The organism is Streptomyces sp. NPDC102279, assembly GCF_044766365.1.
Classification (GTDB): Bacteria; Actinomycetota; Actinomycetes; order Streptomycetales; family Streptomycetaceae; genus Streptomyces.
Window position 1 is genome coordinate 257,644 of record NZ_JBIWLU010000002.1, and the last position, 25,896, is coordinate 283,539.

The following is a 25,896-nucleotide window of genomic DNA, read 5'->3' on the forward strand; positions in this document are numbered from 1 at the left end:
CGTGCGTCAACTCGCCCCACCCACCTGGGCGTTGCTCAGGATCTTTCCGGCCAGGGCCGTGACCTGGGCGCGCTCGGCGCCGGTCAGTGACGCCGTCAGGGTGGCGATCTCGCCATCCATCTCCGCGGTGCAGCGGCCCGTGAGTTCCCGGCCCGCGTCCGTCAGTTCGACCAGAACGGCACGGCCGTCGTCGGGGGACGGGATCCGCCGGACCAGGCCGCGCTTCTCGGCGCGGGAGACCAGGCCGGTCATCGAGGACTTGTCCAGGCCCAGCAGCCGGGCGAGTTCGAGCATGCCCGGCCTGCGATCGCGCAGGATGCCGAGCAGGCGGACCTGGATCAGGGAGAGGTCGTGCTCGGACGCCATCCGGCCCAGCACGCCCTGCACCAGGAACGACAGTTGGACCAAGGCGTCGACGGTGCCCGACAGTTCGTCGGCCCCCGACTCGCGGGCCGGCTCGCGGGTGTGACTGACGGGCATGGCGGCTTCCCCTGCTGGTCCGGGCACGAGGTGCCGGTGCGGCGTTCAGGACGACGGCCGGGCCGGGCGCCAGGACGGCGTCCACGGAGTTGGCCGCCCCATCAAGTACGCGACCCAAACTACCTTGACTTAGTACGCGCCGCAAACTACTGTCGAAGTAGTACGTGACGCAAACCAAATGACCGAGTCCTCTCGTGCCGGTCTGCCCTCATTCCTGACGTTCCGGCCCCGCCCAGGAGGCACCCCATGCATGCCGCTGTCGTCCACTCCTTCGACACTCCGCCCCGCTTCGACGTCTTCGACACCCCCGAGCCCCACGGTGAGCACGAGGTGCTCGTCGACGTCCTCGCCGCAGGTCTCCACCCTCGCGTCCGCTCCGCCGCCGACGGCTCCCACTACACCTCGGACGGCGTGCTGCCCCTCGTCCCGGGCGTCGACGGCGTCGGCCGCACCGCCCGGGGAGAGCTGCTCTACTTCGTCGCCACGGACGACGCGCCGGGCACCATGGCCGAGCGGGCCGTGGTCGACCGCCGCCGCGCCATCGTCCTGCCGGACGGCACCGACCCCATCGCCGTGGCCGCCGCGATGAACCCGGCCATGTCCTCCTGGATCGCCCTGCGCCGCCGGGTCGCACTCCGGCCGGGCGCCGGTGTCCTGGTGCTGGGCGCTACCGGCAACGCGGGACAGCTCGCCGTCCAGATCGCACGCCACCTCGGCGCGGGCCACGTCGTCGCCGCCGGACGTGACGGCGAGCGGCTCGACCTGGTGTCCCGGCTCGGAGCGGACGAGACCGTCTCCCTGCTGGGCGAGCCCAACGAGGTCGCCGACCGGCTCGCCGCGAGCGCCGCCGACGTGGACGTCGTCGTCGACTACCTGTGGGGACCGGCCGCCGAACAGGCCATGCCCGCCCTTCTCACCGCGCGCGCGGAGCGCGGCAAGGCGCTGACCTGGATCCAGATCGGGTCCATGGCCGGGACGGAGATCACCCTGCCGTCGTTCCTGCTGCGGGCCGCCAATCTCCAGATCATGGGCAGCGGTCAGGGCTCGGTCACCGCCGCCGGGATCGTCGCCGAACTCCCCTCCCTCGCCGCGGAGATCGCGTCGGGCACCTTCGCCGTCGACCCGCTCGTCCTCCCTCTCTCCGAGGTCGAGCGCGCGTGGAGCGCACCGACGGCCCCCGGACAGCGCATCGTGCTGGCCCCGCGCTGACCGCGCCCGGCACCCCCCGGCTCTTCCCGCAAGGCGCGGGGCGGGCATGGGCCGCCCCCTCGGGGGCAGGTTCCGCCACACGGCGGCTCCCGGTCCGGGGGCGCGGCGCCGATCATGGTCGAACGAGCCGCCGGGCTCAGCACGAGGAGACGTCATGCTGCTGGTACCGCCCCCGTTCGACCCCGATCTCGCCGCCGCCCTCGCCGCGGTCGGCCCGTCGATGCCGTCCGGACTGAGCCTGGAGGACATCACCGCCCTGCACGCCGGACCGGACATCGCGGTGCCCGCGTTCGACCTCACACAGGACGGCGCCTTCGTGACCACCGACCGGACGGCGCCGGGCCCCGAAGGCGCCCCCGACGTCTCGCTGTTCGTGGTCACGCCCGCCGCGCCTTCCCAGGACGGACCGCGTCCCGTGATCTACCACGCCCACGGCGGCGGCATGATCCTCGGCAACAACCGGGCCGGGGTGGAGGTCGTCCTGGAGTGGGCGCGGGAGCTGGACGCGGTCGTGGTGTCCGTGGAGTACCGGCTGGCGCCCGAACACCCGTATCCCGCGGGGGTGGAGGACGTCTACGCCGGTCTGCTGTGGACGGCGCGGCACGCGGCGGAGTTCGGCGGCGATCCGGAGCGGATCGTCGTCGCGGGCGCCAGCGCGGGCGGCGGACTGACGGCGGCGCTCGCCCTGCTCAGCCGGGACCGCGGGGGCCCACGGCCGATCGGCCAAGTCCTGATGTACCCGATGCTCGACGACCGCAACGACACCCCCTCCGCGCACCAGATGGCGGGCGTCGGCGCCTGGGACCGTACGGCCAACGAGACGGCCTGGACCGCCGTGCTGGGCGACGCCCGCGGTGGCCCGGACGTCCCCGCCTACGCCGCTCCCGCCCGGGCCACCGATCTCACCGGGCTGCCGCCGGCCTTCCTCGACGTCGGCTCCGCCGAGACCTTCCGGGACGAGGTCGTCGACTACGCGTCACGGATCTGGCAGGCCGGCGGCGTCGCCGAACTGCACGTGTGGCCCGGCGGCTTCCACGGCTTCGACTCCTTCGCCCCGCACACCCCGCTCTCCCGCACCGCCCGCGCCGCGCGCGTCACCTGGCTGCGCAGGCTTCTCGCCCCCTGACCGGCGGGCCGGAGTCCACGCGGGCCCGACGGGTCAGACGGGCAGGAGGCGGCCGACCAGGGCGCTGAGCTGCTCGGCGTTGCGGCACTCGTGCATCTCCACGAGTTCGGCGTAGGCCGGGGCCACCGAGTCACCCGTGCCCCACTGCGAACGCGCCTCGGGATTCAGCCAGTAGACACGGCGGGCCTGCCGGGTGAGCTCCCGGACCGCGGGCAGGTTCGGGTCGCTGTTGTTCGTCCGGGCGTCACCGAGCACGAAGACGGTCGTCCGGGCGCCGACCGCGCCGGAGTACCGCTCGGTGAACTCGCCGAACGGCACTCCGTAGTCACTGCTGTCGTGCCAGCCGGTGAGCGTGGCCTCCGCGCCGATCCGGGCGCTCAGCCCGTCCGGGTCGGCCGCGCCGTGCACGAGCAGCCCCGTGACCTCGTCGACCCGGTTGACGAAGGCGAACACCCGCACCTTGCTGAACTGGTCGTGCAGCGCCTGCACCAGCAGCATCGTGAAGTCGGAGAACCCCGACACCGAGCCCGACACATCGCACAGCAGCACCAGTTCGGGCCGCACGGGACGGCGCCGGCGCAGCACCGGACGCATCGGCACCCCGCCCGTGGACAGGGATCCGCGCAGGGTCCGCCGCAGGTCGATGGTGCCGCGCCGGGCCCTGCGGCGGCGCGCGGCGAGCCGGGTGGCGAGTTTGCGCGCGAGCGGCTGGACGACCCTGCGCAGTTCGGCGAGGCGGTCGCGGCCCGCGAACAGGAAGTCGACGCGGTCGGCGGTCGTGGCCACCGCGCGCCGGGCGATCTCGTCGCGGTCGCGCCGCTCGGCGACCCGGCGTCGCGCCTCCGACGCCACCAGCCGGCGGAACGCCTCGATGCGCCCCCTGATCTCGTCCTCCAGCAGCCGGTCGGTGAACCCCGGCGCTCCGCCCTCCGCGCGGACCGTGTCCCGTACCCGAGCCATCAGCGTCTGCGGACGGAGCCGGTCGAGTGTCTGGTACGACGACCAGCCGTCCGTGGCCGACGTGCCGCCGTATCCGCCGAAGCCGTCGACCGCGTCCATCGCCAGCCGTGCCATGAGCGCGCGGTCGTCGGCGGCCAGCGCGGCGGCGAGCCGGTTCCGGAGGTCGTCACGGTCCGCGGGCGCCGGGGCATCGGGTGCTCCGACGCCCCGGGGGAAGTACACGTCGAAGACGGGGTCGAACACCCGCCGCTGTCCCGCGTTGTGCAGGAGCGTGGCCGCGAGGCCCTCCCGCAGCCGGTCGCGGTCCGCGAGACCGAGCGCCTCGGCCGCCTGCGCGGCGTCCACGGTCTCCCCGGTGCCGATCCGCACGCCGTGCGAACGCAGCGCGCCGACCAGGCCGGTCAGCCGGTCCGCGACACCGGCCGCCGGGTCGGCGGCGGTCACACGGCACCCAGGTCGAGCTTGGCCGCCGCTTTCAGGATGTCGTCCTGGTGCTTGAGGATCACGCCGAGGCTGTCGCGCACGACGTCCTCGTCGAGGGTGTCGGCACCGAGCGCGAGCAACGTGCGGGCCCAGTCGATGGTTTCGGCGACGGACGGGACCTTGCGCAGGTCCATCTCGCGCAGCGCGCCCACGACCCGCACCACCGACTCCGTGAGCGCCCTGTCGAGGCCGGGCACCTTCAGACGGACGATGCGGCGCTCCAACTCCTCGTCGGGGAAGCCGATGTGGAGGAAGAGACAGCGGCGGCGCAGGGCCTCCGACAGTTCGCGGCTCGCGTTCGAGGTGAGCACCACGAAGGGCCGGGTGGTCGCGGCGATGGTGCCCAACTCCGGGACGGTGACCTGGAAGTCGCTGAGGACTTCGAGGAGCAGACCCTCCACCTCGACGTCGGCCTTGTCCGTCTCGTCGATCAGCAGGACCTTCGGGTCGTCGCCGCGGATGGCCGTCAGCAGGGGACGCGGCAGCAGGAACTCCTCGCTGAAGATGTCCGTCCGCGTCTCGTCCCAGCTCTCGTCACGCCCCGCGGTGATACGCAGCAGCTGCTTGGCGTGGTTCCACTCGTACAGCGCCCGGGACTCGTCGACGCCCTCGTAGCACTGGAGGCGCACCAGCCGGGCCCCGGCCACCTGGGCGACGGCCTTGGCGAGTTCCGTCTTGCCGACCCCGGCGGGGCCCTCGACGAGGAGGGGCTTGCCGAGCCGGTCGGCCAGGAAGACCGTCGTGGCGACGGCGGGCGAGGCCAGATAGCCCGTCCCTGCCAGGCGCGCGGAGACGTCGTCGACGGATGTGAACAGCAACGGTGCCTCCAGCGCGCGGACGAGCTCGGACTCACTATCTAAGCGCTTGTTCAGGTCACCTGTCACGTGTGACGACGCCCACGGCCGCACGCCCGGGCCCCGTCGCGCACTGCGCTGTGGAGACGTTTCGAGCACCGTCGAATCGTGTGGCGTCCGGGCGGAGTCGTATGCCATCAAGGAACCGGAGCCGGGCGGCCCACCCGAGGCGAACGGCGCCGAGGGACGCCCGACCCGTGTCCGGAGGAGATCGGTATGCGTGTGCGCAAGCGTGGGATCGCCGCGGTGTTCGTCGCCGCGGCCGCCTTCACCGCCGTCGGCCCGCGGGCCGTCGCGGTCCCGATGCCGTGGGAGACCAGCCGGGTTCCCGCCGTCGCGCCGCAGGGCGACCGGCCGGCGGCCACCGTCGACGGGACCGGCGGGGCCACCCCGTTGTGCGGGAACCCCTGCTACCAGTAGCGGCGCACAGCCCACGCCGCCCGGAACCGGCCCACCTCGTCCCTGCCACGGGGTGAAGCGGGCCGGCGCAGAGGTCTGGCCCGTCACCACGGGGGGAGTGACGGGCCAGACCCTGCGTCCACCGTGCCATGCGCGACCGGTCTCGCGCAGTCCCTTCGACAAGTCCCGTGCCGGACGGTCACCCGTCGTCCGTGCCGTGGCGCCGTCAGCTGCCCGGTCCTCCGCACGGTCCGCGGTGATCGCCTGCGACAATCGGCGGTAGCGCTGGTGTTCGGCAGACCGTGCCGCGACCGTTGGAGGAGCCCGTGCCCCTGCCCTCACGTCCCTTGCGGAAGCTGGGCTTCCTGACCATCGGGCTGTTCGACGGGAACGATCCCGGACAGGGCCACGAGTCGACACTGGAGATCATCGAACTGGGCGAACGGCTCGGCTTCGACAGCGCCTGGCTGCGGCACCGCCACCTCCAGTACGGCATCTCCTCGCCCGTCGCCGTTCTGGCCGCCGCGTCGCAGCGCACCCGCCGTATCGAGCTGGGGACGGCTGTCACCCCGGTGGGCTGGGAGAATCCGCTGCGGCTGGCCGAGGATCTGGCGACCGTGGACGTGCTGTCCGGGGGCCGTCTGAACCCGGGCGTCAGCGTCGGTCCGCCCATGCACTACGAGCAGGTGAAGCACGCACTCCACCCCGACACCGCCGAGTCCGAGGACTTCGGCTACGCGCGGGTGGAGCGGCTGCTGGACTTCGTGCGGGGCAAGCCGGCCACCGACTTCAGCGGGGTGGAGGGCTTCGAGGTGTTCTCCGACCGCGTGCAGCCGCACTCCCCCGGCCTGGGCGGCCGGATGTGGTACGGCGGAGGCAGCCTGCGGTCCGCGCGGTGGGCGGGCGAACACGGCATGAACTTCCTGACGAGCAGCGTCGTGAAGGCCGAGGAGTCCGAGAACTTCGCCGAGGTCCAGCTCAGCCACGTCCGGGCGTTCCGCTCCGCCCATCCGGACGGCGAGCGCGCCCGTGTCTCCCAGGGCCTCGTCGTGATCCCGACGGACGGCGCCACACCGGCGCAACGGGCGACGTACGAGGAGTACGCCCGCAAGCGGCTGCCGCGCACGACGGCGCCGCAGGGTCCGGCCCGCATGATGTTCGCGCCGGACCTCGTCGGGACGTCCGAGCAGATCGCCGAACAGCTCTACGCCCACGTCGCGTTCCAGGAGATCGACGAGGTCGCGTTCGCGCTGCCGTTCACCTTCGCCCACGAGGACTACGTGCAGATCCTCACCGACATCGCCACGAAGCTCGGACCCGCGCTCGGCTGGCGTCCGGCGGCCTGAACCCGGCGCGGACGGCGACCCCTGCTCCGGGTGCGCGGAAGATCGGTTGTTACCGTGCACCCGTGGCTCACTCTTCACGCGACACGGCAGAAGGCGCAGGCTGGGGGAACGCTCAACTCGGGACGTACAAAGGGCTGATGCCCGCCCGGGTGGAGAAGCTCTCCTGGCTGGACCCGAGGACGCTGTGGCCCGCCCGCAACGGCGTGCTGGCCTCGTGGTTCGGGGATCCGACGGGCCGGACCCGGCGGCGCTGGGTGGAGCAGCGCGTGGCCGCGGGCGCGCCCGCCGACGCGATCGTCCGCCGTACGGATTCCGACCACTTCTCGTTCATGGTCATCGGCGACACCGGCGAAGGTGACGATCCCCAATACGCGGTCGTCCCGGGCTTCCTGAGGGCCAGTCAGGGGACGGACTTCGCCGTCCTCGCCAGTGACGTGATCTACCCGGTGGGCAGCACCGAGGACTACGGTACGAAGTTCTTCCGCCCCTACCGGGACTACCCGGCACCCATCTACGCGATACCGGGCAACCACGACTGGTACGAGGACCTGCAGGGCTTCATGCGCGTCTTCTGCGACGCACCGCCACTGGCGCCGGAGGCCCGGCCACGCCCGCCGAGCCGGGCCTGGTTCAGGTCGCTGCTCTGGCATTCGGCGGGCGCGGCCGACGAGCAACGCCTTCTCGAGGCGCAGGCGTTGCGTGCGGAACCGCCCCAACGCGCCGTCCAGCCGGGCCCGTACTGGGCCATCGACGCCGGACCGGTGCGCATCATCGGCATCGACACGGGCCTGCTGGGGACCATCGACGCGGAGCAGGGGCGCTGGCTGCGCGAGGTGTCGCGGGGCGACCGGCCCAAGATCCTGGTGACCGGGTCCCCGCTGTACGTGGACGGCGAACACCACCCGTGCGCCATCGAGGGCGGCGGCACGGTCGACGCCATCGTGCGCGACCCGGAGCACCACTACGTCGCCGCGATCGGCGGCGACATCCACAACTACCAGCGCTATCCGGTACGGGTGGACGGCGGGCGCACGATCCAGTACGTCGTCGCCGGTGGCGGTGGGGCGTTCATGCACGCCACGCACACGGTCCCCCGGGTCTCCGTCGCCGACGTCACCGAGGAGGAGTTCCGCTGCTACCCGCTGCGCGGCGACTCCCTCGCGTTCTACAGCAGGCTGTACGGACGCCGGCTGCGGATGCCCCGTTTCTTCACGCTCACCGAGGCCGAGGCCACGGCGGTGATCGCCGAGCGGCTCGGCATCCCTCCGACCCGCACGCAGGGAGAGCCCGTTCGCGTCACCCGGCGCATCCGCCTCGTCGCCAGTCTGCTCGGCGCCGGCCGACGCCGAGACCGGAACTCGCACTTCCGGCTCCCGGTCCGCAAGACGTACACGCAGCTCTTCTCGCCCGGCTCGGCGACGTACAGCCCGCCGTTCTTCAAGTGCTTCCTGCGGCTGGACGTCACGCCGTCCTCGGTGCATCTGCGCTGCCACTCGGCGACCGGCACCCTCGACCACGAGATCGATCCGCCCGTCGAGGACGAGGTGACCATCCCGCTGCGCTGACATCGCCGCGCCGCGCGGGTCCGGCCGTCACGCGGCCGGACCCGTTCCGCCCCGGGTGCGATCAGTCCCGGAGGCGGTCGATCTGGCGGATCTTGTTGGTCGCGTCGAGTGCGGCGACCTTGTAGGACTCGGCGAGGGTCGGGTAGTTGAACACCGCGTCGACCAGGTAGTCGACCGTGCCGCCGCAGCCCATCACGGACTGGCCGATGTGGATCAGTTCGGTCGCTCCGGTGCCGAAGCAGTGGACACCCAGCAGCTTGCGGTCGTCGGGCGAGACCAGCAGCTTCAGCATGCCGTGCGAGTCGCCGATGATCTGTCCGCGGGCCAGTTCCCGGTACCGGGACACGCCCACCTCGAAGGGCACGCAGTCCTCGGTGAGCTGGTCCTCCGTCTTCCCGATGAAGCTGATCTCCGGAATGGTGTAGATGCCGATCGGCTGGAGGTCGTGCATCCGGTTCACCGGCTCACCACAGGCGTGGTAGGCCGCCGTACGGCCCTGCTCCATCGAGGTCGCGGCGAGCGCCGGGAAGCCGATGACGTCGCCGACGGCGTAGATGTGCGGAACCTCGGTGCGGTAGTGCTCGTCGACGGTGATCCTGCCGCGCCGGTCCGCGGACAACCCCGCCTTGTCCAGGTCGAGTTCGTCGGTGAGGCCCTGCCTGCCGGCCGAGTACATCACGGCGTCGGCGGGTATCTTCTTGCCGCTCTCCAGGACCGTGAGCGTGCCCCGGGCGTGCCGTTCGACGGCGGCGACGGTCTCACCGAACCGGAAGGTGACGGCGAGATCCCGCAGGTGGTACTTGAGCGACTCGATCACCTCGACGTCGCAGAAGTCGAGCATCCCCGAGCGCTTCTCGACGACCGTGACCTTGGATCCGAGGGCTGCGAACATGGAGGCGTACTCCATGCCGATCACACCGGCTCCGACGATGACCATGGAGCGCGGTACCTGCTCCAGGTTCAGCACGTTGTCCGAGTCCATGATCGTCCGCCCGTCGAACTCGACGGTGTCGGGCCGCGCCGGCCGCGTGCCCGTGGCGATGACGATGTGGTCGGCGCTCAACAGCCTCTCGTTGCCGTTCACTTCGACCAGGGCGACGGTGTGGTCGTCCACGAAGCGGCCGGTGCCGGCGAAGAGGGCGACGTGGTTGCGGGAGAGCTGGCTGCGGATGACGTCGACCTCACGGCTGACCACGTGCTCGGTGCGCGCGGTCAGGTCGGCGACGGTGATGTCCTCCTTGAGCCGGTAACTCTGGCCGTACAGATCCCGCTGGCTGAGGCCGCTGAGGTAGAGGACCGCCTCACGCAGCGTCTTGGAGGGGATGGTTCCGGTGTGGATGGAGACCCCGCCGACCATGTCGGGGCGGTCGATGACAGCGACCCGACGGCCGAGCTTGGCTGCGGCGATGGCAGCCTTCTGGCCGCCCGGGCCGGATCCGATGACGAGCATGTCGAAGTCTGGCACCTCCGGAGTCTGTCAGTCGGAGGCCTCTCCTCGAAAGGGCGAACGGAGGATAGTTCAACGGAACACGGACACCGGGGCGGCCTCGGGGGTTCTCCGGGGACGCCACCGATCACTCGGGTCGCTCCCGGCTCCGCCCCGCCCACGACGCCGTACCGGGCACGCCCGCCCCGGGCGCGCCATCATGGCCGGTGACGACCTGGACCCGCTCGTGGAGGCCTGGATGCCGAGGAACGCGTTGCCGTACGTCGACGACCACACGACCGTCGTCGCGGCGGCCCCCGACGTCGTCTGGCGGGCGCTGGGCGAGGTCCTCGACCGGTCCGGCGCGCGCCCCGGCGCCACCGGGTACGCGCGGCTGGTGGGCTGTACCGACCGCACGGCAACGGGCCCACGCCCCCTCGCGGCGGGCTCCGCGCTCCCCGGCTTCCACGTGACCTCGGCGCTCCCGGAGCGCGAACTCGTCCTCGAAGGCGGTCATCGGTTCTCGTCCTACGCCCTGGTCTTCCGCGTCGAGCCCACCGGCGGAGGCCGTTCCGCGCTGACGGCGCAGACCCGGGCCGCGTTCCCCGGCGCCGCGGGCGGCCTCTACCGCCGGCTCGTCGTGGGAACGGGCGGTCACGCGTGGGCGACCCGGCGCCTGCTGGCGTCCGTCCGCCGAAGGGCCGAACGCGGGACCGGTCCCGCGACGTCGTGAACTCCGGCCGTCCGAACCCGCCGGTGCGCAAGGCCTTCTCCGGCCGCCCTTCGCCGAAAAGAGGCCGTGCGGAGAACGAATTCCGGGTGCCCGTGGCACGGCTGCCGGAACAGGGCCCGGCCGTCGCCCGTGTGGGCTACATTCGGGAACCCTCGACATCGGCGCCTCCGGGGGTGAGGCCCTGTCGAGGAGAATCCCGGAGCGGCGAATGCACCAGCCCCACCTTTCTCCAGCGCCGGCCGCACGCATGCAAGGGGGACTCGCCGACAGCCTCTACGCCGCGGCGCGGGACACCCCTGACCTTCCGCAGCTGGCCCGCCGGCCCGACGGCCGCTCGACCGCCTGGACACAGGTGACGGCCGCCGAACTGTGGGACGAAGTCGTCGACGTGGCACGGGGGTTCGTGCGCTCCGGCATCCGGCCCGGGGACCGGGTGGCCATCATGTCGCGCACCCGCTACGAGTGGACGGTCTTCGGCTACGCCCTGTGGGCGGTGGGCGCGGAGATCGTGCCGGTCTACCCGACGTCCTCGCACGACCAGGTCGCGTGGATCCTGCAGGACGCGCACTGCGTCGGCGTGGTGGTCGAGGACGAAGAGGGAGTCATGACCGTCGGCTCCGCGTGTGCGGCGCTGCCCTTCCTGCGCCACGTCTGGCAGTTCGACGCCGGAGCACTGGACCAGCTCGCGGAGCGCGGACGGGCGATCCCGCTGACGGCCGTCGACTCCCTGCGCAGGATCGTGCTGCCCGACTCCACCGCGGTCGTCGCCTACACCTCCGGCACGACCGGACAGCCCAAGGGCTGCGCCCTCACCCACCGCGGCCTGGCCAGTCCCTGCGACACCGTTCTCGAAGGCTGGCGACACACCGCGGCACCCCCCGGAGAGCAGCCGGCCGTCCTCGCCTTCCTGCCCTTCTCGCACGCGTACGGCCTGATGGTCCAGGGCGTCTGTCTGCGTGGCGGCATCCTGATGGGGCACGAGCCCGATCTGCGGGAGGAGTCCCTGTCCGAGGCCATGCTCTCCTTCCGGCCGACCTATCTGTACGCCGTCCCGTTCGTCTTCGAGAAGATCTACAAGAACTTCCTGCGCGCGTCCCAACGGGCGGGCCGCGGGGCGCTGTTCGAGCGGGCCGCACGCACGGCGCAGGATTTCGCCCTGGCCGAGGAACGCCTGCGGCTGGGCACCGGTCCCGGCCCCGGCCTCGATCTGAAGCTCCAGCACTCGCTCTACGAGAGGACGGTCTACCGGCGGCTGCGCGGCGCGCTCGGCGGCCGGGTGTGCGGCGCGGTGTCGGGCGGCTCGCCCCTCAATCGTGAACTCGCCCTGTTCTTCGCCGGAATCGGCATCCTCGTGCACGACGGGTACGGACTCACCGAGACCAGCGGCGGGATCACCGCCCAGCCGGTCGGGCGGGAGAAGTTCGGCACGGTCGGGCGCGCGCATCCGGGCACCCAGATCCGGGTGGACGACGACGGCGAGATCCTGGTGTGGGGGCCCTCCGTGTTCCAGGGCTACGTCAACGACGCCGAGGCGACGCGGGCGGCGTTCCGGAGCGGCTGGCTGGCGACCGGGGACGTCGGCCGGATCGACACCGAGGGCTATGTGACCATCACCGGCCGCAAGAAGGACATCATCATCACCAGTGGGGGGAAGAGCGTTGCTCCCGCCGCCCTGGAGGAGCGGCTGCGCGCCCACCCGCTGATCCACCAGGCCGCCGTCGTGGGCGACAACCGGCCCTGTGTGGGCGCCCTCATCACGCTGGACCCGGAGTTCGTGACGCACTGGCGGGCCTCCCGCGCCAACAGGGACGCGACCGCCAGGGACGCGCGGGAGGAGAACGAGCTGCGCGAGGAGGTCAGACGGGCGGTCGCCGGGGCCAACAGCTCGGTGTCCCGCGCCGAGGCCATCCGCGTCTTCCGTGTCCTGGCCGAGCCGTTCGACCTGGCCAACGGACTGCTGACGCCCTCGCTGAAGCTCCGCCGGGACGCGATCGCCCAGCGGTACGCGGCCGAGATCGAGGCGATGTATCAGACGTCGTCGCGGATCCCGCGGGAGTCCGCGCTCACCGAGCCGTCGATCTGGGAGGAGTCGGACGACGTCTTCCGGTGAAAGGGGCGGGCCATGGTGCGGCCCGGGGTGTACGTGCCTCCCAGGAGAGACTTCAGTGGCGTGACACGGCTCCTGGTCGCCGGCTGTTGCGTGCGGTTCATGCGTCCACTGTGCGCCGGGGCCCGGGGTACAACCAGATCCCTCCTGTGCGCAGGACCACCGGTCCTGGTACCGACTCCACCACCATGACCGGGAATAGACCCGCCGCCCCCGACGGAACCGGTCGACAGGCACGCGGGCGGGCCCGGGCCGACTCCATCATGCCGCACGACGCCCACGCCCGCCGGCGTCAACCGCCCGTGCCGGTATGCACCGCCGCGGGCCGGTCGGCGGTCGGACGGGAGACGACCCAGGCGAGCAGGGCCACCGAGCCGACCGCCGCGAACGCGCACCACGTGGAGACGAACTCCAGCTCCCACAGGGTCCAGCAGACCACCGCGCCCCCTCCCATCAGGACGCCGATCAGCAGCAGGCCGCGGTCACCGGAGAGCAGCAACGCGCCCACGGTGGCGAACAGATAGCCGGCGATGACGAGTTCGGGCCGGCCCAGGCGGACGGCGTACCCCATGGTGTGGCCGCGGATCTCGGCCGTCACGGGGTGGGCGACGAGGGCGTACGTGAGCGCGGCCGCGGTCGCGATGCCGGAGGCGAGCGGCAGCAGGAGACGGCGCCGGGCCCGGGGCGGGGCCGCGCACAGCACACCCACCGGCAGCCACAGCGCCAGCAGGGGCAGGGCGATCACGGCCCAGACGACGGTGGCCGGACCCGTACCGCCGCCCGCGTCCCAGACCCGGGACTCGACGATCTGGTGCGCTCCGAGCAGCAACGGCAGTGCGGCGAGCGGAAGGTCCGCCCTCCTGCGCACGCGGGCCACACAGGCCGCGCCGACCGCGGCGATCCCGGCACCGGCCACCAGATCGGCCGTCGCACTCCAGCACATCGCCGCCATCCCCGGTCCGCCGTCGCATGATCCCGTCCAGGGCTCACGCTAACCCGGCTCCCTCCTGGCATGCTGCCTCCATGCCGACACCCACGCAGCCGAGTCCGCCCGTCGCCGAGGACGGACCTGCCCCGCCGGTCGACGGTCTTCGGGTACGGGCCCGCCGCATCTCCCAGGAGGTGCGCGGCGCCGGGCGCGTGCTGCGCGACGTGTCGTTCGACGTGGCGCCGGGGCGGCTGACCGTGATCGCCGGAAGCAGCGGCGCGGGCAAGACGGTCCTGCTCCAGACGCTCGCGGGGCTGCGTCCGGCCGCCGCGGGCGAGGTCCTGCACGACGGTGCCCGGCCCGGGACGCCCGGACCGGAGTTCGGCTTCGTGCCGCAGGAGGACATCATCCACCGCGAGCTGCCGCTGCGCCGCACGCTCCGGTACGCGGCAGGGCTGCGGATGCCTCCGGGCACATCTGCCGAGGCTGTCGCCGCGGACGTGGACCGGGTCCTGGAGACGCTGGGGCTGACCCACCGGGCGGCGACACCGGTGCGCGCGCTGAGCGGCGGCGAGCGCAAACGGGCCTCCATCGCCGTCGAGTTGCTCACCCGGCCGCGGGTCCTCTTCCTCGACGAGCCGACCTCAGGACTCGACCCGGTCACCGCAGCGGCACTGCTGCGGACCCTGCGCGCACTCGCCGAGGACGGCACCACCGTCGTGCTGACCACGCACGTCCTCGCCGACCTGCTCCGCTGCGACCAGGTCGTGTTCCTCGCGCCGGGCGGACAGGTCGCGTACGCGGGTGAACCGGCCGCTCTGCGCGACGCGTTCGGGGTCGGCACGGTCGAGGAGGTGTACGAGGCGGTGGCCGACGGCGGGCGCGTCGAGGACACCACCCCGGAGGAGACGTCGCGCGCCGAGCCTGCCTCAACTCCCGTACGAGGCAGTCGCGTCGGCGCCCTGCGGCAGTGGGCGCTGCTGACCCGGCGGGGAACCGCGCTGATGCTGCACAGCAGGCTGTCGGTCGCCGTGCTGGCGGGTTCGCCGGTGATGATCGTGGCGATGTTCGCGGTGCTGTTCCGGGCCGGTGCCTTCGATCCGGCGTCACCCGATCCGGGCTCGACCGCGATGATCATGTTCTGGATCGCGTTCGGGGCCTTCTTCTTCGGGCTGACCTACGGCCTGCTCCAGATCTGTGCCGAACTGCCCGTGCTGCGCCGGGAATGGCTGGCGGGGCTGCGGATCGGCCCGTACATCGCCTCGAAGCTGACCACCACACTGCCCGTGCTCGCGGTCGCGGACGCGCTGCTGCTGGTCGTGCTGCGCGCCCTGGACCGGCTGCCGCCGGCGGGCTGGGACACCTACGGCTCGCTGTTCGTGACGAGTGTGCTGGCCTCGGCCGCCGCTCTGGCGCTCGGGCTTCTCGCCTCGGCGGCGGTGTCGGAGCCGGGCCAGGCGACGCTCATGCTGCCCCTGCTGTGTTTTCCCCAGGTGCTGTTCTCGGGGGCGTTCGTGCCGGTCCCCCGGATGACCGGTGCCGGGCAGGCCGTCAGCTGGGCGATGACGAACCGGTGGGCGTTCGAGGCGCTGGGCGGCGGGGTGGGGCTGGAGCGGCTCTGGCGCACCGGCGACTCGCCGCTCGGGCCTCCGCTGCTGGCCTCCTACGGGGACTCGTTCGGCCATCCGGCGACCCGAGGCTGGCTGATCCTGGCCGGCTTCGCGCTGCTGTTCATGACGCTGACGTGGGTGGTACTGGTCCGCAGATGCCGCGAGGGAGCGGTCCGCAGCCGGGACGGCCGGTGAACGCCGCCCCGGGCCGCGTCCGGCCGCGGGCACCCGGCCACCTGGGATGCCTGCCGAATCCGCCAACGGGCCCGGTTCGGGGCGGGGTTGTCCTCTCCTCGCCCCGGCTCCGGCCGCGTCGGCAGGGCTCCGGAATCAGCACCCCACCCGCGCCGCCAGGCCCGTGATCCCCGGCACGCGGTCGCGGTAGGTCTCCGTGACGAACGTCAGGAAGGTCGCGATGTCGGCGGGCTGGGACGACACCCCGACCGAGACGCGGACGGCTCCCGCTGAGGGGAGTCGCAGGAGATCCAAATACTCCTCCAGGGAGCGGGGTCGCCCGCGTGCCGCCGAGCGGAGCCGGCGGAGCGGCAGGGCGAACGCCGCCTCGCCGGCCCCGGGGTTGCAGAAGCAGCCGGTGCGCAGGGAGATGCCCCGCGCCGCGCTGTCCCGGGTGACGACACGCTCGTCGATGACGGCGCCGTCCGCGGCGAGCAGGTTCAGCGCGACCGTGCCGCCGCGGCTCACACCGGCGGTGTCGTCGGGGCCGTACACCCGGACCATCGGGGAGCCGTCGCTGTGCCGCAACGCGCGCAGTCCGGCGAGGAGCCGGCCGGTCAGGGCGGTGACGTGGGCGTGCACCCGGTCCACTCCGACGTCCGCGATCCAGCGCAGTCCCGCCGTCACGTCGGGCACGGAGAGGAAGTTGACCGTGCCGTCCTCGAAGGCCGCCTCGTCGTCCGCGAGGACGTGCCACTGCGCCAGGGCGCTGACCGCGTGGACGGTGCCGCCCGAGAACCAGGGCCGGCGAAGCCGGGAGAGGGCTTCGCGGCGCGCTATCAGGCTGCCGATCCCTGTCGGGTGCCCGAACACCTTGTACCAGCTGACCACGGTGAAGTCCGGGTGGAACGTGGATAGGTCGAGGCGGTTGGCGGGCACGAAGGCGGCCGCGTCGAGCAGGACGTCGTACCCCTCGCCCTGCGCGCGCTCGATCCACTCCAGGGAGTGCTGGACGCCGGTGAAGTTGCTCTGGGCCGGGTAGGCCAGCAGTCCCCGTCGGGCGGCGGCGCCGCTCGTCCCGCGGCGCAGGCCGAGGCGCCGGCGTAACAGGCCGCCGCCGGTGTGCGGCAGGACACCGCGGCCCGGTGCGGACAGGGCGGCGCGCAGCAGCTCCTGGTCCATCTGGAGGCCGCTTCCGCTCACCGGCACGTAGGCCGTCGTGGCGCCGCGCACCCGCGCGTACTCGCGCAGTCCGTTGACGGAGTTGTGGTTGTCGAGCGACATGACCAGGCGGCCGCCGCGGGTGAACGGGTACGCCTCGCCGACCAGGCGCAGGGCGCCCGTCGCGTTGGGGGTGAAGATCACCGCGTACTCGGCGGGGTCGGCGTCGAAGTGGCGCAGGACGGCCCGGCGTGCCTCCGAGAGCAGGAGGCCCGAGGCGCGGGAGGCCGGGCTCTCGGAGTGCGGGTTGCCGAACAGCCCGCCGGTGATGCGCTCCGCGCTGCCCGTGACGAGGGAGCGCGGCGGCAGCCCCGCGCCCGTGTGGTCGAGGTAGGTGTGGCCGCCCTCGTCGAGGTAGCCGAACTCCCGCGCGCGCAGTTCCGCGAAGCTCACGGACGTGTCCGCCGCATCCGGTATGGAGCCCTCGGCGTGTGCCTTTTCCATCGTTGTCCCCCTCCGCCCGGCCGGACCGGCACGTGGACCACCGACCGGCACTTCATGAAGTTTCAACAAAGCTCTGCGTACGGTCCGGTTCGTCCCTGTGCCGGGCCCCCGATCGGTGGTTGGGTGGGCCCCGGCCATGCCATCCAACACGCAGGAGAGCCCCGCAGCCATGAGCAACCCCTACACCTACGAGTACAAGGTCGTCACCTTCCGTGAGTCGCTGATCGGCGACGCGCTGGACAGCGGCAAGCTGGAGAAGGTCCTTAACAAGCACGCCGAGGACGGCTGGGCGCTCAAGGCGATCACCTCCGCCGACGTCAAGGGGCGTATAGGCCCCGGCGCCGTGGAGGGCCTGCTGCTCACCCTGGAGCGGCCGCGCGGCTGACGTCCGCGTCGTGCGCGAAGCACCGAGCCGGGGGATGCTGGAGCCGATGGGACAGCGGATCCGCAGGTGCTACTGAGCCGTCGGAGGCCTTCCGGCACGGAGGGCCTCCGACGGCTGGGCCGACGTCCGGGGCCCGACGAGGGCCCGGCACCCCCCGCGACCGCTGCCGGCCAGACGTCAGGACGGTCACTCGATGCAGAGCGATGGAACACTCACCCCCGATGTGGTCACCAGCAGATCGGTGTCCGGAGCGCCGTGCTGGGTCAGCCTGACCACACGCGACCTGAAGGAAGCCCAGGACTTCTACACCGCGGTCCTCGGCTGGCACTGGTCCTCGGGCACCAGGATGGGTGACGGGTACCGGGTCGCCCGCGCGCACGGCATCCCGGTCGCCGGTGTCTCGGAGGTCGACTTCGTGGCCCGCACGGCGGTCGCCTGGATCCCGTACTTCGCCGTGGCCTCCGCGGACGAGACCGTGGCTCGCAGCCAGGAGCGCGGTGGCACCACCGCCGTGGGCCCGATCTCGCTGTCGCCGGGCCGGGCAGCGCTGCTGGCGGACCGCGACGGCGCGGTCTTCGGCATCTGGGAGGGCCAGCTCGTGACCGGCTGGGAGCGCTGGCGGGAGGCGGCACCGTCGTACGTACGGCTGCACACCCGGGACGCCTTCGACGCGGCCATCTTCTACGGGGAGGTCCTGCGGTGGGCGTCCGCGGCCTCCGGCGGCTGCGAGGTGCACTACGAGGGCAACGAGGTCGTCCTGCGCAGCGGCGAGGACGTGGTGGCCCGGATCTACTCCGGGGCGGTCGGGTCGGCCCCCGACCCCACGGTCCGGCCGCACTGGCAGGTCCACTTCGCGGTGGACGACGTCGAGGCCTGCGTCCGCGCGGCCCGGGCCCACGGCGGCACCGCCCACCAGCAGGGGATCGGCTCCATGGAAGCGATCCTCACCGATCCGGACGGAGCGCGCTTCACCGTGACCTCCCGGGACGCCGGGTGACCCGGCGGAGCGACCGATGACCGGGCTGGACGTCGGTATCACCTGACCGACGGGCCGGCCGCCGACCCGGCGGCCGGCCGGCTCCCGAGAATCCGGACCCGCCACGACGCGACGGATTACTCCGTTCGGGCTCCAATGGAAGATGACGGGATACCACCGGAACGACAGGTGCCGCCGACCCCCGCGGATTCGCGGCGGCCCGATGGAGGTCCGCGATGCCCACTGCTCTCCGGCTCCTGCCCGCCCTCTCCCCCGAACACCGCGAACGGCTCATGGGGGTGGCCCGCGAGGTCTCCTTCCCCGCCGACGGGCCGATCTTCGAGGCGGGCGGCACCGCCGACCGCTTCTGGGTGGTCCGCTCCGGGACGGTGTCCCTGTACCAGCGGGTCGTCGGCGAACGCCGCATCACCGTCGCGCAGCTCGGCCCAGGTGACCTGCTGGGCTGGTCCTGGCTGTTCCGCCCGCACACCTGGGACTTCGGCGCGGAGGCGTTCAGCCCCGTCCGCGCCTACGAGTTCGACGCCGCCGAGGTGCGGGCCCTGTGCGACCAGGACCCGACGCTGGAGCTGTCGCTGACCCGGACGATCGGCGCCATCCTGGCACATCGCCTGGAGACCACCCGGGCGGCCCTCATCGAGCACTACGCGCGCCACGGGGGCAGCAGCTAGGGAGTGCCGCCGCACCGACCGGTCCGATCGAGCCCCCCCCCGGGGGGGGCTGTCGGCCGGGCCGGCACGGGAGCACCTGCCCGGCCTCCACGCGACGGACCGGCCGGGCTGGGATAGGAAGTCCGTATGGACGACACTCTCGACTCCGCGGCCTCCCCCGACTCCTTCGAGCTGCTGCCCGGCGCGGTCCACTCGCCCGTGATCCTGCATATTCCGCATTCCTCCCGGGAGATCCCGACGCCGGTCCGCGCCGGCATCGTCCTCGGCGACGCGGCGCTGGAGGGCGAACTCGACCACATCACGGACGCGCACACCGACGAGCTGGCGGCGGCCGTGGCCGAGGGCGCCGGGCTCACCCCGTGGCGGTTCACCAACCGGCTCTCCCGGCTCGTGGTCGACCCCGAACGCTTCCCGGACGACCGGGAGGAGATGCTGGCGGCCGGGATGGGCGCCGTCTACACCCGGACCACGCACCGGGCGCCGCTGCGGCCCGCGGACACCGATCCAGGGCCCCTGGTCGACCGTTACTTCCACCCGTACGCGCAGGCGATGACCGACGCGGTAGCCGGCCGGCTCGCCGCCACCGGGCGGGCCGTGGTCGTCGACATCCACTCCTATCCGACGGCACGGCTGCCCTACGAGCTGCACGGCGACGGACCGCGCCCGGCGGTCTGCCTGGGGACCGACTCCTTCCACACCCCGCCCGAGCTGGTCGCGCTCGCGGAGAAGGCGTTCGCGGGCCTGGGCGGGGTCGGGATCGACAGCCCCTTCTCGGGCGCGTACGTGCCGCTGCGGTACTACGAGCGGGAGCCGGCGGTCACGGCGCTGATGGTGGAGATCCGCAGGGACACGTACATGACCGAGCCGGGCGGCCGGCTGCGCCCCGGGTTCGCGCGTCTCGTCGCTGCGCTGACCACGCTCGTCGACACCGCGGGCGGGTAGCCCCCGGCGACGGTCACCTCTAGGGTCGCGTCGAACGAACGCTCAGCCGCGGGTCCAGGGAGGGCACGAGATCATGCCGGTCGTCGACGCGTGGATGCAGCACCCCACTCTCCGTCACTCCAACCACGAGATGTTCGCGTCGCTGCGGCGCTGGACCGGTATGGAGGTGCTGGACAAGGAGCTGCCGGTCGAGGTCACCCTGGCCGCGCTGGCGGAGGCCGACGTCGACATCGCCCTGTCCTCGGCCTGGTACGGGCCGCAGGGCGCCCTGACCGACAACGACGAGCTCGCCGCCTTCGTCGCCCGGTCCGGCGGACGGCTGCGCGGCGTCGCGGGCGTCGACCTCACCCGTCCCGTCGCGGCGGTGCGGGAGCTGCGCCGGGCCGTCGGGGAACTCGGCTTCGTGGCCCTGCGGATCGTGCCCTGGCTGTGGCAACTGCCGCCCACCGACCGCCTCTACTACCCGCTGTACGCCGCCTGCGTCGAACTCGGTGTCCCCTTCTGCACCCAGGTCGGGCACACCGGGCCCATGCGCCCCTCCGAGACCGGCCGGCCCATCCCGTACATCGACCAGGTCGCTCTCGACTTCCCCGAACTGACCATCGTCTGCGGGCACATCGGCTATCCCTGGACCACGGAGATGATCGCGGTCGCCGACAAGCATCCGGGCGTGTACATCGACACCAGCGCCTACACCACCCGCCGCCTATCCGCCGGAACTGGTCGACTACCTGCGCGGCCGGGGCCGCCGCAAGGTCCTCTTCGGCTCCAACTACCCCATGATCACGCCCGCTCGGGCACTGGAACACCTCGCCGAGCTGGACCTGGACGAGGAGACCACCGCGCTGTTCCTCTCCGGCAACGCCCGGCGCGTCTTCCGCCTCGGCGGTCATTCGTAGATGCTGGAGCCGCATCAACGTTCGATCATGAGGTGAAGGCGGCTCATTCATGGCTCTGCAGATCAGCGCCACCAACGCGGAGCACCCCGCGCTCCTGCTCGAACTGCCGTGGCAGCTGCCCCTGGAGGAGTGGCCCGAACACCATCTGGTGCCGCTGCCGCGCGGTATCTCCCGGCACGTGGTGCGCTACGCGCGGGCCGGCGAGGAGGTGGTGGCCGTCAAGGAGCTGGCCGAGCGCCCCGCGGTGCGCGAGTACGAACTGCTCCTCGGCCTTGACCGGTTGAGGATCCCCGCCGTCGACCCGCTCGCCGTGGTCACCGGGCGCACCGACGCGGCCGGTGAGCCACTGGAGCCCGTGCTGATCACCCGGCACCTGGGTGGCTCACTGCCGTACCGGTCGATGTTCGAGACGACCATGCGGCCCGCCACCATGCACCGGCTGATGGACGCGCTGGCCGTCCTGCTGGTGCGGCTGCACCTGGCCGGGTTCGCCTGGGGCGACTGCTCGCTGTCGAACACGCTCTTCCGGCGGGACGCGGGCGCGTACGCCGCGTATCTGGTGGACGCCGAGACCGGTGACCTGCATCCCCAGCTCAGCACCGGGCAGCGGGAGTACGACCTCGATCTCGCCCGGGTGAACATCAGCGGGGAACTGCTCGACCTGGAGGCGGCCGGCGCGCTGCACCCCTCGGTGGACCCGATCGAGTTCGGCACGGAGATCTGCGCGCGCTACCGGGGCCTGTGGGAGGAACTGACCCGCACCTCCGTCTATCCGGCGGGCAAGTACCACTACATCGACCGGCGAATCCGCCGGCTGAACGATCTCGGCTTCGACGTCGCCGAGATGCAGATCGCGCACTCCTCGGGCGGCGACCAGGTCACCTTCGTGCCCAAGGTCGTCGACGCCGGCCATCACCAGCGTCAGCTGCTGCGGCTGACCGGCCTCGACACCGAGGAGAACCAGGCCCGGAGGCTTCTGAACGACCTGGAGAGCTGGATGGCGACCCAGGACGACTACGTGCCCGGCGGCCCTCCCGCCGGTTCCGGTCACCGCCCGGGCGGCGGGCCTGCCGGGGCCGCCCGGCCCGAGGTCCTCGCCCACCGCTGGGTCCGGGACGTCTTCCGGCCGACGGTCCGGGCCGTGCCGCCCGAGCTGCGGGGATCGATGGACCCGGCCGAGCTGTACCACGAGATCCTCGAGCACCGCTGGTTCCTGTCCGAGCGCGCCCAGCACGACATCGGCCTGGACACGGCGGTCGCGGACTATGTCGGCACCATCCTCCCGAAGGTCCGTGAACCCCTGTCGCCGCAGGTGGACGCCCTCGGGTCGCCCCCTGCCCACCCGGTTCCTGAGCAAAGGTGACCGATCGTACATACGATTGGGGCTGTGTCCGCCCGGCGTGCCTCGCGGCGTCCGTCGGGCGGCGTCGCAACTGACCTCTCGGGGTGGGAGACCAATGACCCAGGCCGCCAGTCCAGCGCGGACCGTCATTCTGACCGTCGATGACGATCCCGGGGTGTCGCGCGCCGTCGCCCGTGACCTCAGGCGGCGCTACGGCGAGGAGCACCGCATCGTGCGCGCCGAGTCCGGGGACGCCGCCCTCGACGCCCTGCGCGAGCTGAAGCTCCGCGGTGACCAGGTGGCGGTGATCCTCGCCGACTACCGGATGCCGCAGATGGACGGCATCGAGTTCCTCGAACAGGCCATCGACGTGTATCCGGGTGCCCGTCGTGTGCTGCTGACCGCGTACGCGGACACGAACGCGGCGATCGACGCGATCAACGTGATCGACCTCGACCACTACCTGCTCAAGCCCTGGGACCCGCCGGAGGAGAAGCTCTATCCGGTGGTCGACGACCTCCTGGACGCCTGGCGGCTCAGCGACTACAAGCCCGTGGCGTCCTGCAAGGTCGTCGGGCACCGCTGGTCGGCCCGCTCCTCGGGCGTACGGGAGTTCCTGGCCCGCAACCAGGTGCCGTACCGCTGGTACGCCTCCGACACCGCCGAGGGCGAGCGCCTGCTGAAGGCCGCCGGGCAGGACGGGCAGCGGCTGCCCCTGGTGATCACCCCGGACGGCACGCCGCTGGTCGAGCCGGACGACCACGACATCGCGGCGCACGTCGGGCTGGCCACGACACCCACCTCGGAGTTCTACGACCTCGTCGTGATCGGCGGTGGTCCGGCCGGGCTCGGCTCGGCCGTGTACGGGGCGTCCGAGGGCCTGCGGACCGTGCTCGTGGAGCGGTCGGCGACCGGCGGGCAGGCGGGTCAGAGCTCCCGGATCGAGAACTACCTCGGCTTCCCCGACGGCGTCTCCGGCGCCCAGCTCACCGACCGGGCGCGGCGGCAGGCGGCCAAGTTCGGCGCCGAGATCCTCACCGCGCGTGAGGTGACCGGACTGGAGGTGACCGGCGCGTCGCGGACCATCCGCTTCTCCGACGGCTCCTCGATCTCGTCGCACGCGGTGATCCTGGCGACCGGCGTGTCGTACCGGCAGCTGGACGCGCCCGGGCTGCACGACCTGACGGGCTGCGGAGTGTTCTACGGCTCGGCGCTCACCGAGGCGGCGGCCTGCCAGGGCCATGACGTGTACATCGTGGGCGGCGCGAACTCGGCCGGACAGGCCGCGATGTACCTGGCGCGCGGCGCCAAGTCCGTGACCATCCTGGTGCGCGGTCCCTCGCTGGCCGCGTCGATGTCGCACTACCTGATCGAGCAGATCGACAACGCGCCCAACATCACCGTCCGCCCGGGCACGGTCGTCGAGTCCGCGCACGGCGGCGACCACCTGGAGCAGCTCACGCTGCGCGACGTGGAGAGCGGCCACACCGAACTCGTCGACGCGCAGTGGTTGTTCGTGTTCATCGGCGCGGCGCCGCTCACCGGCTGGCTGGACGGCACGGTGCTGCGGGACAGCCGCGGATTCATCATGGCAGGCCCGGACATGACGCCCGACGGCCAGCCGCCGCGCGGCTGGGAACTGGACCGGCCGCCGTACCACCTGGAGACCAACGTGCCCGGCGTGTTCGTGGCCGGCGACGCCCGCGCCGAGTCGGCGAAGCGGGTCGCGTCCGCGGTCGGAGAGGGAGCCATGGCCGTCATGCTCGTCCACCGTTACCTGGAGCAGTCGTGAGCGCGCAGCAGCAGCCGTGCGACGTCGCGGAACTCAGCACGCTCTTCCTCTTCGAGAAGCTCGACGACGACCAGCTCGACCGGCTGTGCCGGGAGGGCCGCGTCGAGTTGTTCGAACCCGGACCGGTCTACGCCGAGGGCGACCCGGCCACCTGCTTCTACGTGCTCCTCGAAGGCACCGTGGTGATGTCCCGGCGCGTCGGCGCCGACGACGTCGAGATCAACCGGACCTCGCAGCGCGGGGTGTACGCGGGGGCGATGCAGGCGTATCTGAGCGGCCGGAACGAGGAGCTGTACAAGGGGTCCCTGCGGGTCACCGAGCCGTCCCGGTTCTTCGTCCTGCCCTCGGAGACGTTCGCCGCCATCCTGCGGGACTGGTTCCCGATGGCCGTCCACCTGCTGGAGGGCATGTTCTTCGGCAGCCAGAACACCCAGCGCGCCATCGGACAGCGCGAGCGGCTCCTGGCCCTCGGCTCGCTGTCCGCGGGGCTCACGCACGAGCTGAACAACCCGGCCGCGGCGGCGGTGCGGGCCACCTCGGCGCTGCGTGACCGGGTGGCGCACATGCGTCAGAAACTCGGCGTCATCGCGTCGGGACCCTACGCCCGGGACACGCTGGAGACGCTCGTCGAGATCCAGGAACGGACCGCCGAGCAGGTCGCCAAGGCCACGCCGCTGACCCCGATGGAGGCGTCCGACCGTGAGGACGCGCTCGCCGACTGGCTCGACGACCACGACATCGCGGGCGGCTGGCAGCTGGCGCCGACGTTCGTGCAGGCGGGGCTCGACACCGACTGGCTCGACCAGGTCGCGGCGGCGGTGGACGGGCCGACCCTCGAAGGCGCGGTGCGCTGGCTGAACTACACGGTCGAGACCGAGCTGCTCATGAACGAGATCGAGGACTCGACCAGCCGTATCTCGCACCTGGTGGACGCGGCCAAGCAGTACTCGCAGATGGACCGCGCGCCCTACCAGGTCGCCGACGTGCACGAACTCCTCGACAGCACCCTGATGATGCTCACCGGCAAGATGGGTTCCGGCATCAAGGTGGCCAAGGAGTACGACCGGTCGCTGCCCCGGATCCCCGCCTATCCCGGCGAGTTGAACCAGGTGTGGACGAACCTCATCGACAACGCCGTCTCGGCGATGGACGGCGAGGGCAAGCTGACGGTGCGCACCGCGCTCGACGGCGACAACGTGCTCGTCGAGTTCCACGACACCGGCTCCGGGGTGCCCGACGAGATCCGTGACCGCATCTTCGACCCGTTCTTCACCACCAAACCGGTGGGTGAGGGTACCGGTCTGGGCCTGGACATCTCCTGGCGGATCGTCGCCAACAAGCACCACGGCAGCCTGTCGGTCCAGTCCGTGCCCGGAGACACCCGCTTCCAGGTCCGCCTCCCCCTGACCGTTTCGGACACCACTGAGGAGTCGCCATGACCACGCCGAACGGAATCGACCCGTCCGTCCCGCCGAGCGGCAGCGGCTGCACCGAGTGCGACGCGTCCGGCGGATGGTGGTTCCATCTGCGGCGCTGCGCCCAGTGCGGTCACGTCGGCTGCTGCGACGACTCCCCGTCCAAGCACGCCACCTCGCACTCTCAGAGCACCGGGCACCCGGTCATCCAGAGCTTCGAGCCCGGCGAGAACTGGTTCTGGGACTACGACACCTCGGAGCTGTACGACTCGGGTCCCGAGCTCGCTCCGCCGGCGAGCCACCCGCTGGACCAGCCCACTCCGGGCCCGGCCGGGCGGGTCCCGGCGAACTGGGCCGAGACCCTGCGCTGAGTCCCGTGCCCGAGGTTCGC

General features: G+C 72.2%; 22 protein-coding genes and 1 pseudogene. 17 read left to right on the plus strand and 6 right to left on the minus strand.

Going from position 1 to position 25,896, the window contains the following annotated elements:
- Positions 1–6: 6 nt before the first annotated feature.
- The gene (locus ACIRQH_RS04685) at positions 7–480 is read right to left on the minus strand and encodes a MarR family winged helix-turn-helix transcriptional regulator (RefSeq protein WP_388877127.1); all 474 of its coding nucleotides are present in this window, start codon (positions 478–480) and stop codon (positions 7–9) included.
- A gap of 246 nt (positions 481–726) precedes the next feature.
- Between ACIRQH_RS04685 and ACIRQH_RS04690 the strand changes: the two genes are divergently transcribed.
- A complete protein-coding gene (locus ACIRQH_RS04690) occupies positions 727–1,689 on the plus strand; it encodes a zinc-binding alcohol dehydrogenase family protein (RefSeq protein WP_404224216.1) in 963 nt (320 codons plus the stop codon).
- A gap of 154 nt (positions 1,690–1,843) precedes the next feature.
- Positions 1,844–2,815, plus strand: a complete 972-nt coding sequence (locus tag ACIRQH_RS04695) for an alpha/beta hydrolase (protein ID WP_388877121.1) — start codon at positions 1,844–1,846, stop codon at positions 2,813–2,815.
- Positions 2,816–2,848: 33 nt separating this feature from the next.
- Here the strand turns inward: ACIRQH_RS04695 and ACIRQH_RS04700 are convergent, their stop codons facing one another.
- Positions 2,849–4,219: a VWA domain-containing protein gene (locus tag ACIRQH_RS04700; protein WP_404224218.1), complete on the minus strand. Its 1,371-nt coding sequence runs from the start codon at positions 4,217–4,219 to the stop codon at positions 2,849–2,851.
- On the minus strand, positions 4,216–5,073 hold the full coding sequence (locus ACIRQH_RS04705) for an AAA family ATPase (RefSeq protein WP_388877167.1): 858 nt from the start codon (positions 5,071–5,073) through the stop codon (positions 4,216–4,218). The genes ACIRQH_RS04700 and ACIRQH_RS04705 overlap by 4 nt, the downstream gene beginning before the upstream one ends.
- A gap of 255 nt (positions 5,074–5,328) precedes the next feature.
- Between ACIRQH_RS04705 and ACIRQH_RS04710 the strand changes: the two genes are divergently transcribed.
- From ACIRQH_RS04710 to ACIRQH_RS04720, 3 genes are all read left to right on the plus strand, one after another.
- Positions 5,329–5,532, plus strand: coding sequence for a hypothetical protein (locus ACIRQH_RS04710; protein ID WP_358815962.1), 204 nt, complete (start codon positions 5,329–5,331; stop codon positions 5,530–5,532).
- A 305-nt stretch (positions 5,533–5,837) separates the two neighbouring features.
- Positions 5,838–6,857 (plus strand): LLM class flavin-dependent oxidoreductase, encoded by a 1,020-nt coding sequence (locus ACIRQH_RS04715; RefSeq protein ID WP_404224220.1) that lies wholly within the window; start codon positions 5,838–5,840, stop codon positions 6,855–6,857.
- A gap of 62 nt (positions 6,858–6,919) precedes the next feature.
- The gene (locus tag ACIRQH_RS04720; RefSeq protein ID WP_404224222.1) at positions 6,920–8,422 is read left to right on the plus strand and encodes a metallophosphoesterase family protein; all 1,503 of its coding nucleotides are present in this window, start codon (positions 6,920–6,922) and stop codon (positions 8,420–8,422) included.
- A 61-nt stretch (positions 8,423–8,483) separates the two neighbouring features.
- Here ACIRQH_RS04720 and sthA read toward each other — a convergent pair whose 3' ends face one another.
- Positions 8,484–9,887, minus strand: coding sequence for a Si-specific NAD(P)(+) transhydrogenase (gene sthA, locus ACIRQH_RS04725; protein ID WP_081220762.1), 1,404 nt, complete (start codon positions 9,885–9,887; stop codon positions 8,484–8,486).
- A 181-nt stretch (positions 9,888–10,068) separates the two neighbouring features.
- Between sthA and ACIRQH_RS04730 the strand changes: the two genes are divergently transcribed.
- Complete coding sequence (locus ACIRQH_RS04730) at positions 10,069–10,581, plus strand: hypothetical protein (protein WP_388877112.1); 513 nt, start codon at positions 10,069–10,071, stop codon at positions 10,579–10,581.
- 208 nt (positions 10,582–10,789) lie between these two features.
- Positions 10,790–12,691 carry an AMP-dependent synthetase/ligase gene (locus tag ACIRQH_RS04735; RefSeq protein WP_404224224.1) on the plus strand — a complete coding sequence of 634 codons (1,902 nt, stop codon included), beginning with the start codon at positions 10,790–10,792 and terminating at the stop codon, positions 12,689–12,691.
- Positions 12,692–12,980: 289 nt separating this feature from the next.
- Here the strand turns inward: ACIRQH_RS04735 and ACIRQH_RS04740 are convergent, their stop codons facing one another.
- Positions 12,981–13,631, minus strand: a complete 651-nt coding sequence (locus ACIRQH_RS04740; protein WP_404224226.1) for a DUF6629 family protein — start codon at positions 13,629–13,631, stop codon at positions 12,981–12,983.
- 80 nt (positions 13,632–13,711) lie between these two features.
- Here ACIRQH_RS04740 and ACIRQH_RS04745 point away from each other — a divergent pair, with 80 nt between their 5' ends.
- Positions 13,712–15,421, plus strand: coding sequence for an ATP-binding cassette domain-containing protein (locus ACIRQH_RS04745; protein WP_404224228.1), 1,710 nt, complete (start codon positions 13,712–13,714; stop codon positions 15,419–15,421).
- A gap of 135 nt (positions 15,422–15,556) precedes the next feature.
- Here ACIRQH_RS04745 and ACIRQH_RS04750 read toward each other — a convergent pair whose 3' ends face one another.
- On the minus strand, positions 15,557–17,065 hold the full coding sequence (locus ACIRQH_RS04750; RefSeq protein WP_388877099.1) for an aminotransferase class V-fold PLP-dependent enzyme: 1,509 nt from the start codon (positions 17,063–17,065) through the stop codon (positions 15,557–15,559).
- A gap of 169 nt (positions 17,066–17,234) precedes the next feature.
- On the opposite strand from ACIRQH_RS04750, the gene ACIRQH_RS04755 reads away from it, so the two are divergent.
- The 9 genes and pseudogenes from ACIRQH_RS04755 to ACIRQH_RS04795 all read left to right on the plus strand — a co-directional run bounded on the left by ACIRQH_RS04755 (position 17,235) and on the right by ACIRQH_RS04795 (position 25,876).
- Positions 17,235–17,450, plus strand: a complete 216-nt coding sequence (locus tag ACIRQH_RS04755) for a DUF4177 domain-containing protein (RefSeq protein WP_081220757.1) — start codon at positions 17,235–17,237, stop codon at positions 17,448–17,450.
- A gap of 193 nt (positions 17,451–17,643) precedes the next feature.
- Positions 17,644–18,447, plus strand: coding sequence for a VOC family protein (locus ACIRQH_RS04760; RefSeq protein WP_388877096.1), 804 nt, complete (start codon positions 17,644–17,646; stop codon positions 18,445–18,447).
- A 215-nt stretch (positions 18,448–18,662) separates the two neighbouring features.
- The gene (locus tag ACIRQH_RS04765) at positions 18,663–19,115 is read left to right on the plus strand and encodes a cyclic nucleotide-binding domain-containing protein (protein WP_358815952.1); all 453 of its coding nucleotides are present in this window, start codon (positions 18,663–18,665) and stop codon (positions 19,113–19,115) included.
- Between the two features lie 126 nt (positions 19,116–19,241).
- Positions 19,242–20,057: an N-formylglutamate amidohydrolase gene (locus ACIRQH_RS04770; RefSeq protein WP_388877093.1), complete on the plus strand. Its 816-nt coding sequence runs from the start codon at positions 19,242–19,244 to the stop codon at positions 20,055–20,057.
- A 160-nt stretch (positions 20,058–20,217) separates the two neighbouring features.
- Positions 20,218–20,956 (plus strand): annotated as a pseudogene (locus ACIRQH_RS04775) (amidohydrolase family protein).
- A gap of 49 nt (positions 20,957–21,005) precedes the next feature.
- Positions 21,006–22,319 carry a DUF4032 domain-containing protein gene (locus ACIRQH_RS04780; protein WP_388877087.1) on the plus strand — a complete coding sequence of 438 codons (1,314 nt, stop codon included), beginning with the start codon at positions 21,006–21,008 and terminating at the stop codon, positions 22,317–22,319.
- Between the two features lie 94 nt (positions 22,320–22,413).
- Positions 22,414–24,090, plus strand: coding sequence for an FAD-dependent oxidoreductase (locus ACIRQH_RS04785; RefSeq protein ID WP_388877085.1), 1,677 nt, complete (start codon positions 22,414–22,416; stop codon positions 24,088–24,090).
- Positions 24,087–25,529 carry an ATP-binding protein gene (locus tag ACIRQH_RS04790; protein WP_388877082.1) on the plus strand — a complete coding sequence of 481 codons (1,443 nt, stop codon included), beginning with the start codon at positions 24,087–24,089 and terminating at the stop codon, positions 25,527–25,529. Before ACIRQH_RS04785 ends, ACIRQH_RS04790 begins: the two co-directional genes overlap by 4 nt.
- A complete protein-coding gene (locus ACIRQH_RS04795) occupies positions 25,526–25,876 on the plus strand; it encodes a UBP-type zinc finger domain-containing protein (RefSeq protein WP_358815946.1) in 351 nt (116 codons plus the stop codon). The genes ACIRQH_RS04790 and ACIRQH_RS04795 overlap by 4 nt, the downstream gene beginning before the upstream one ends.
- Positions 25,877–25,896 lie beyond the last annotated feature (20 nt).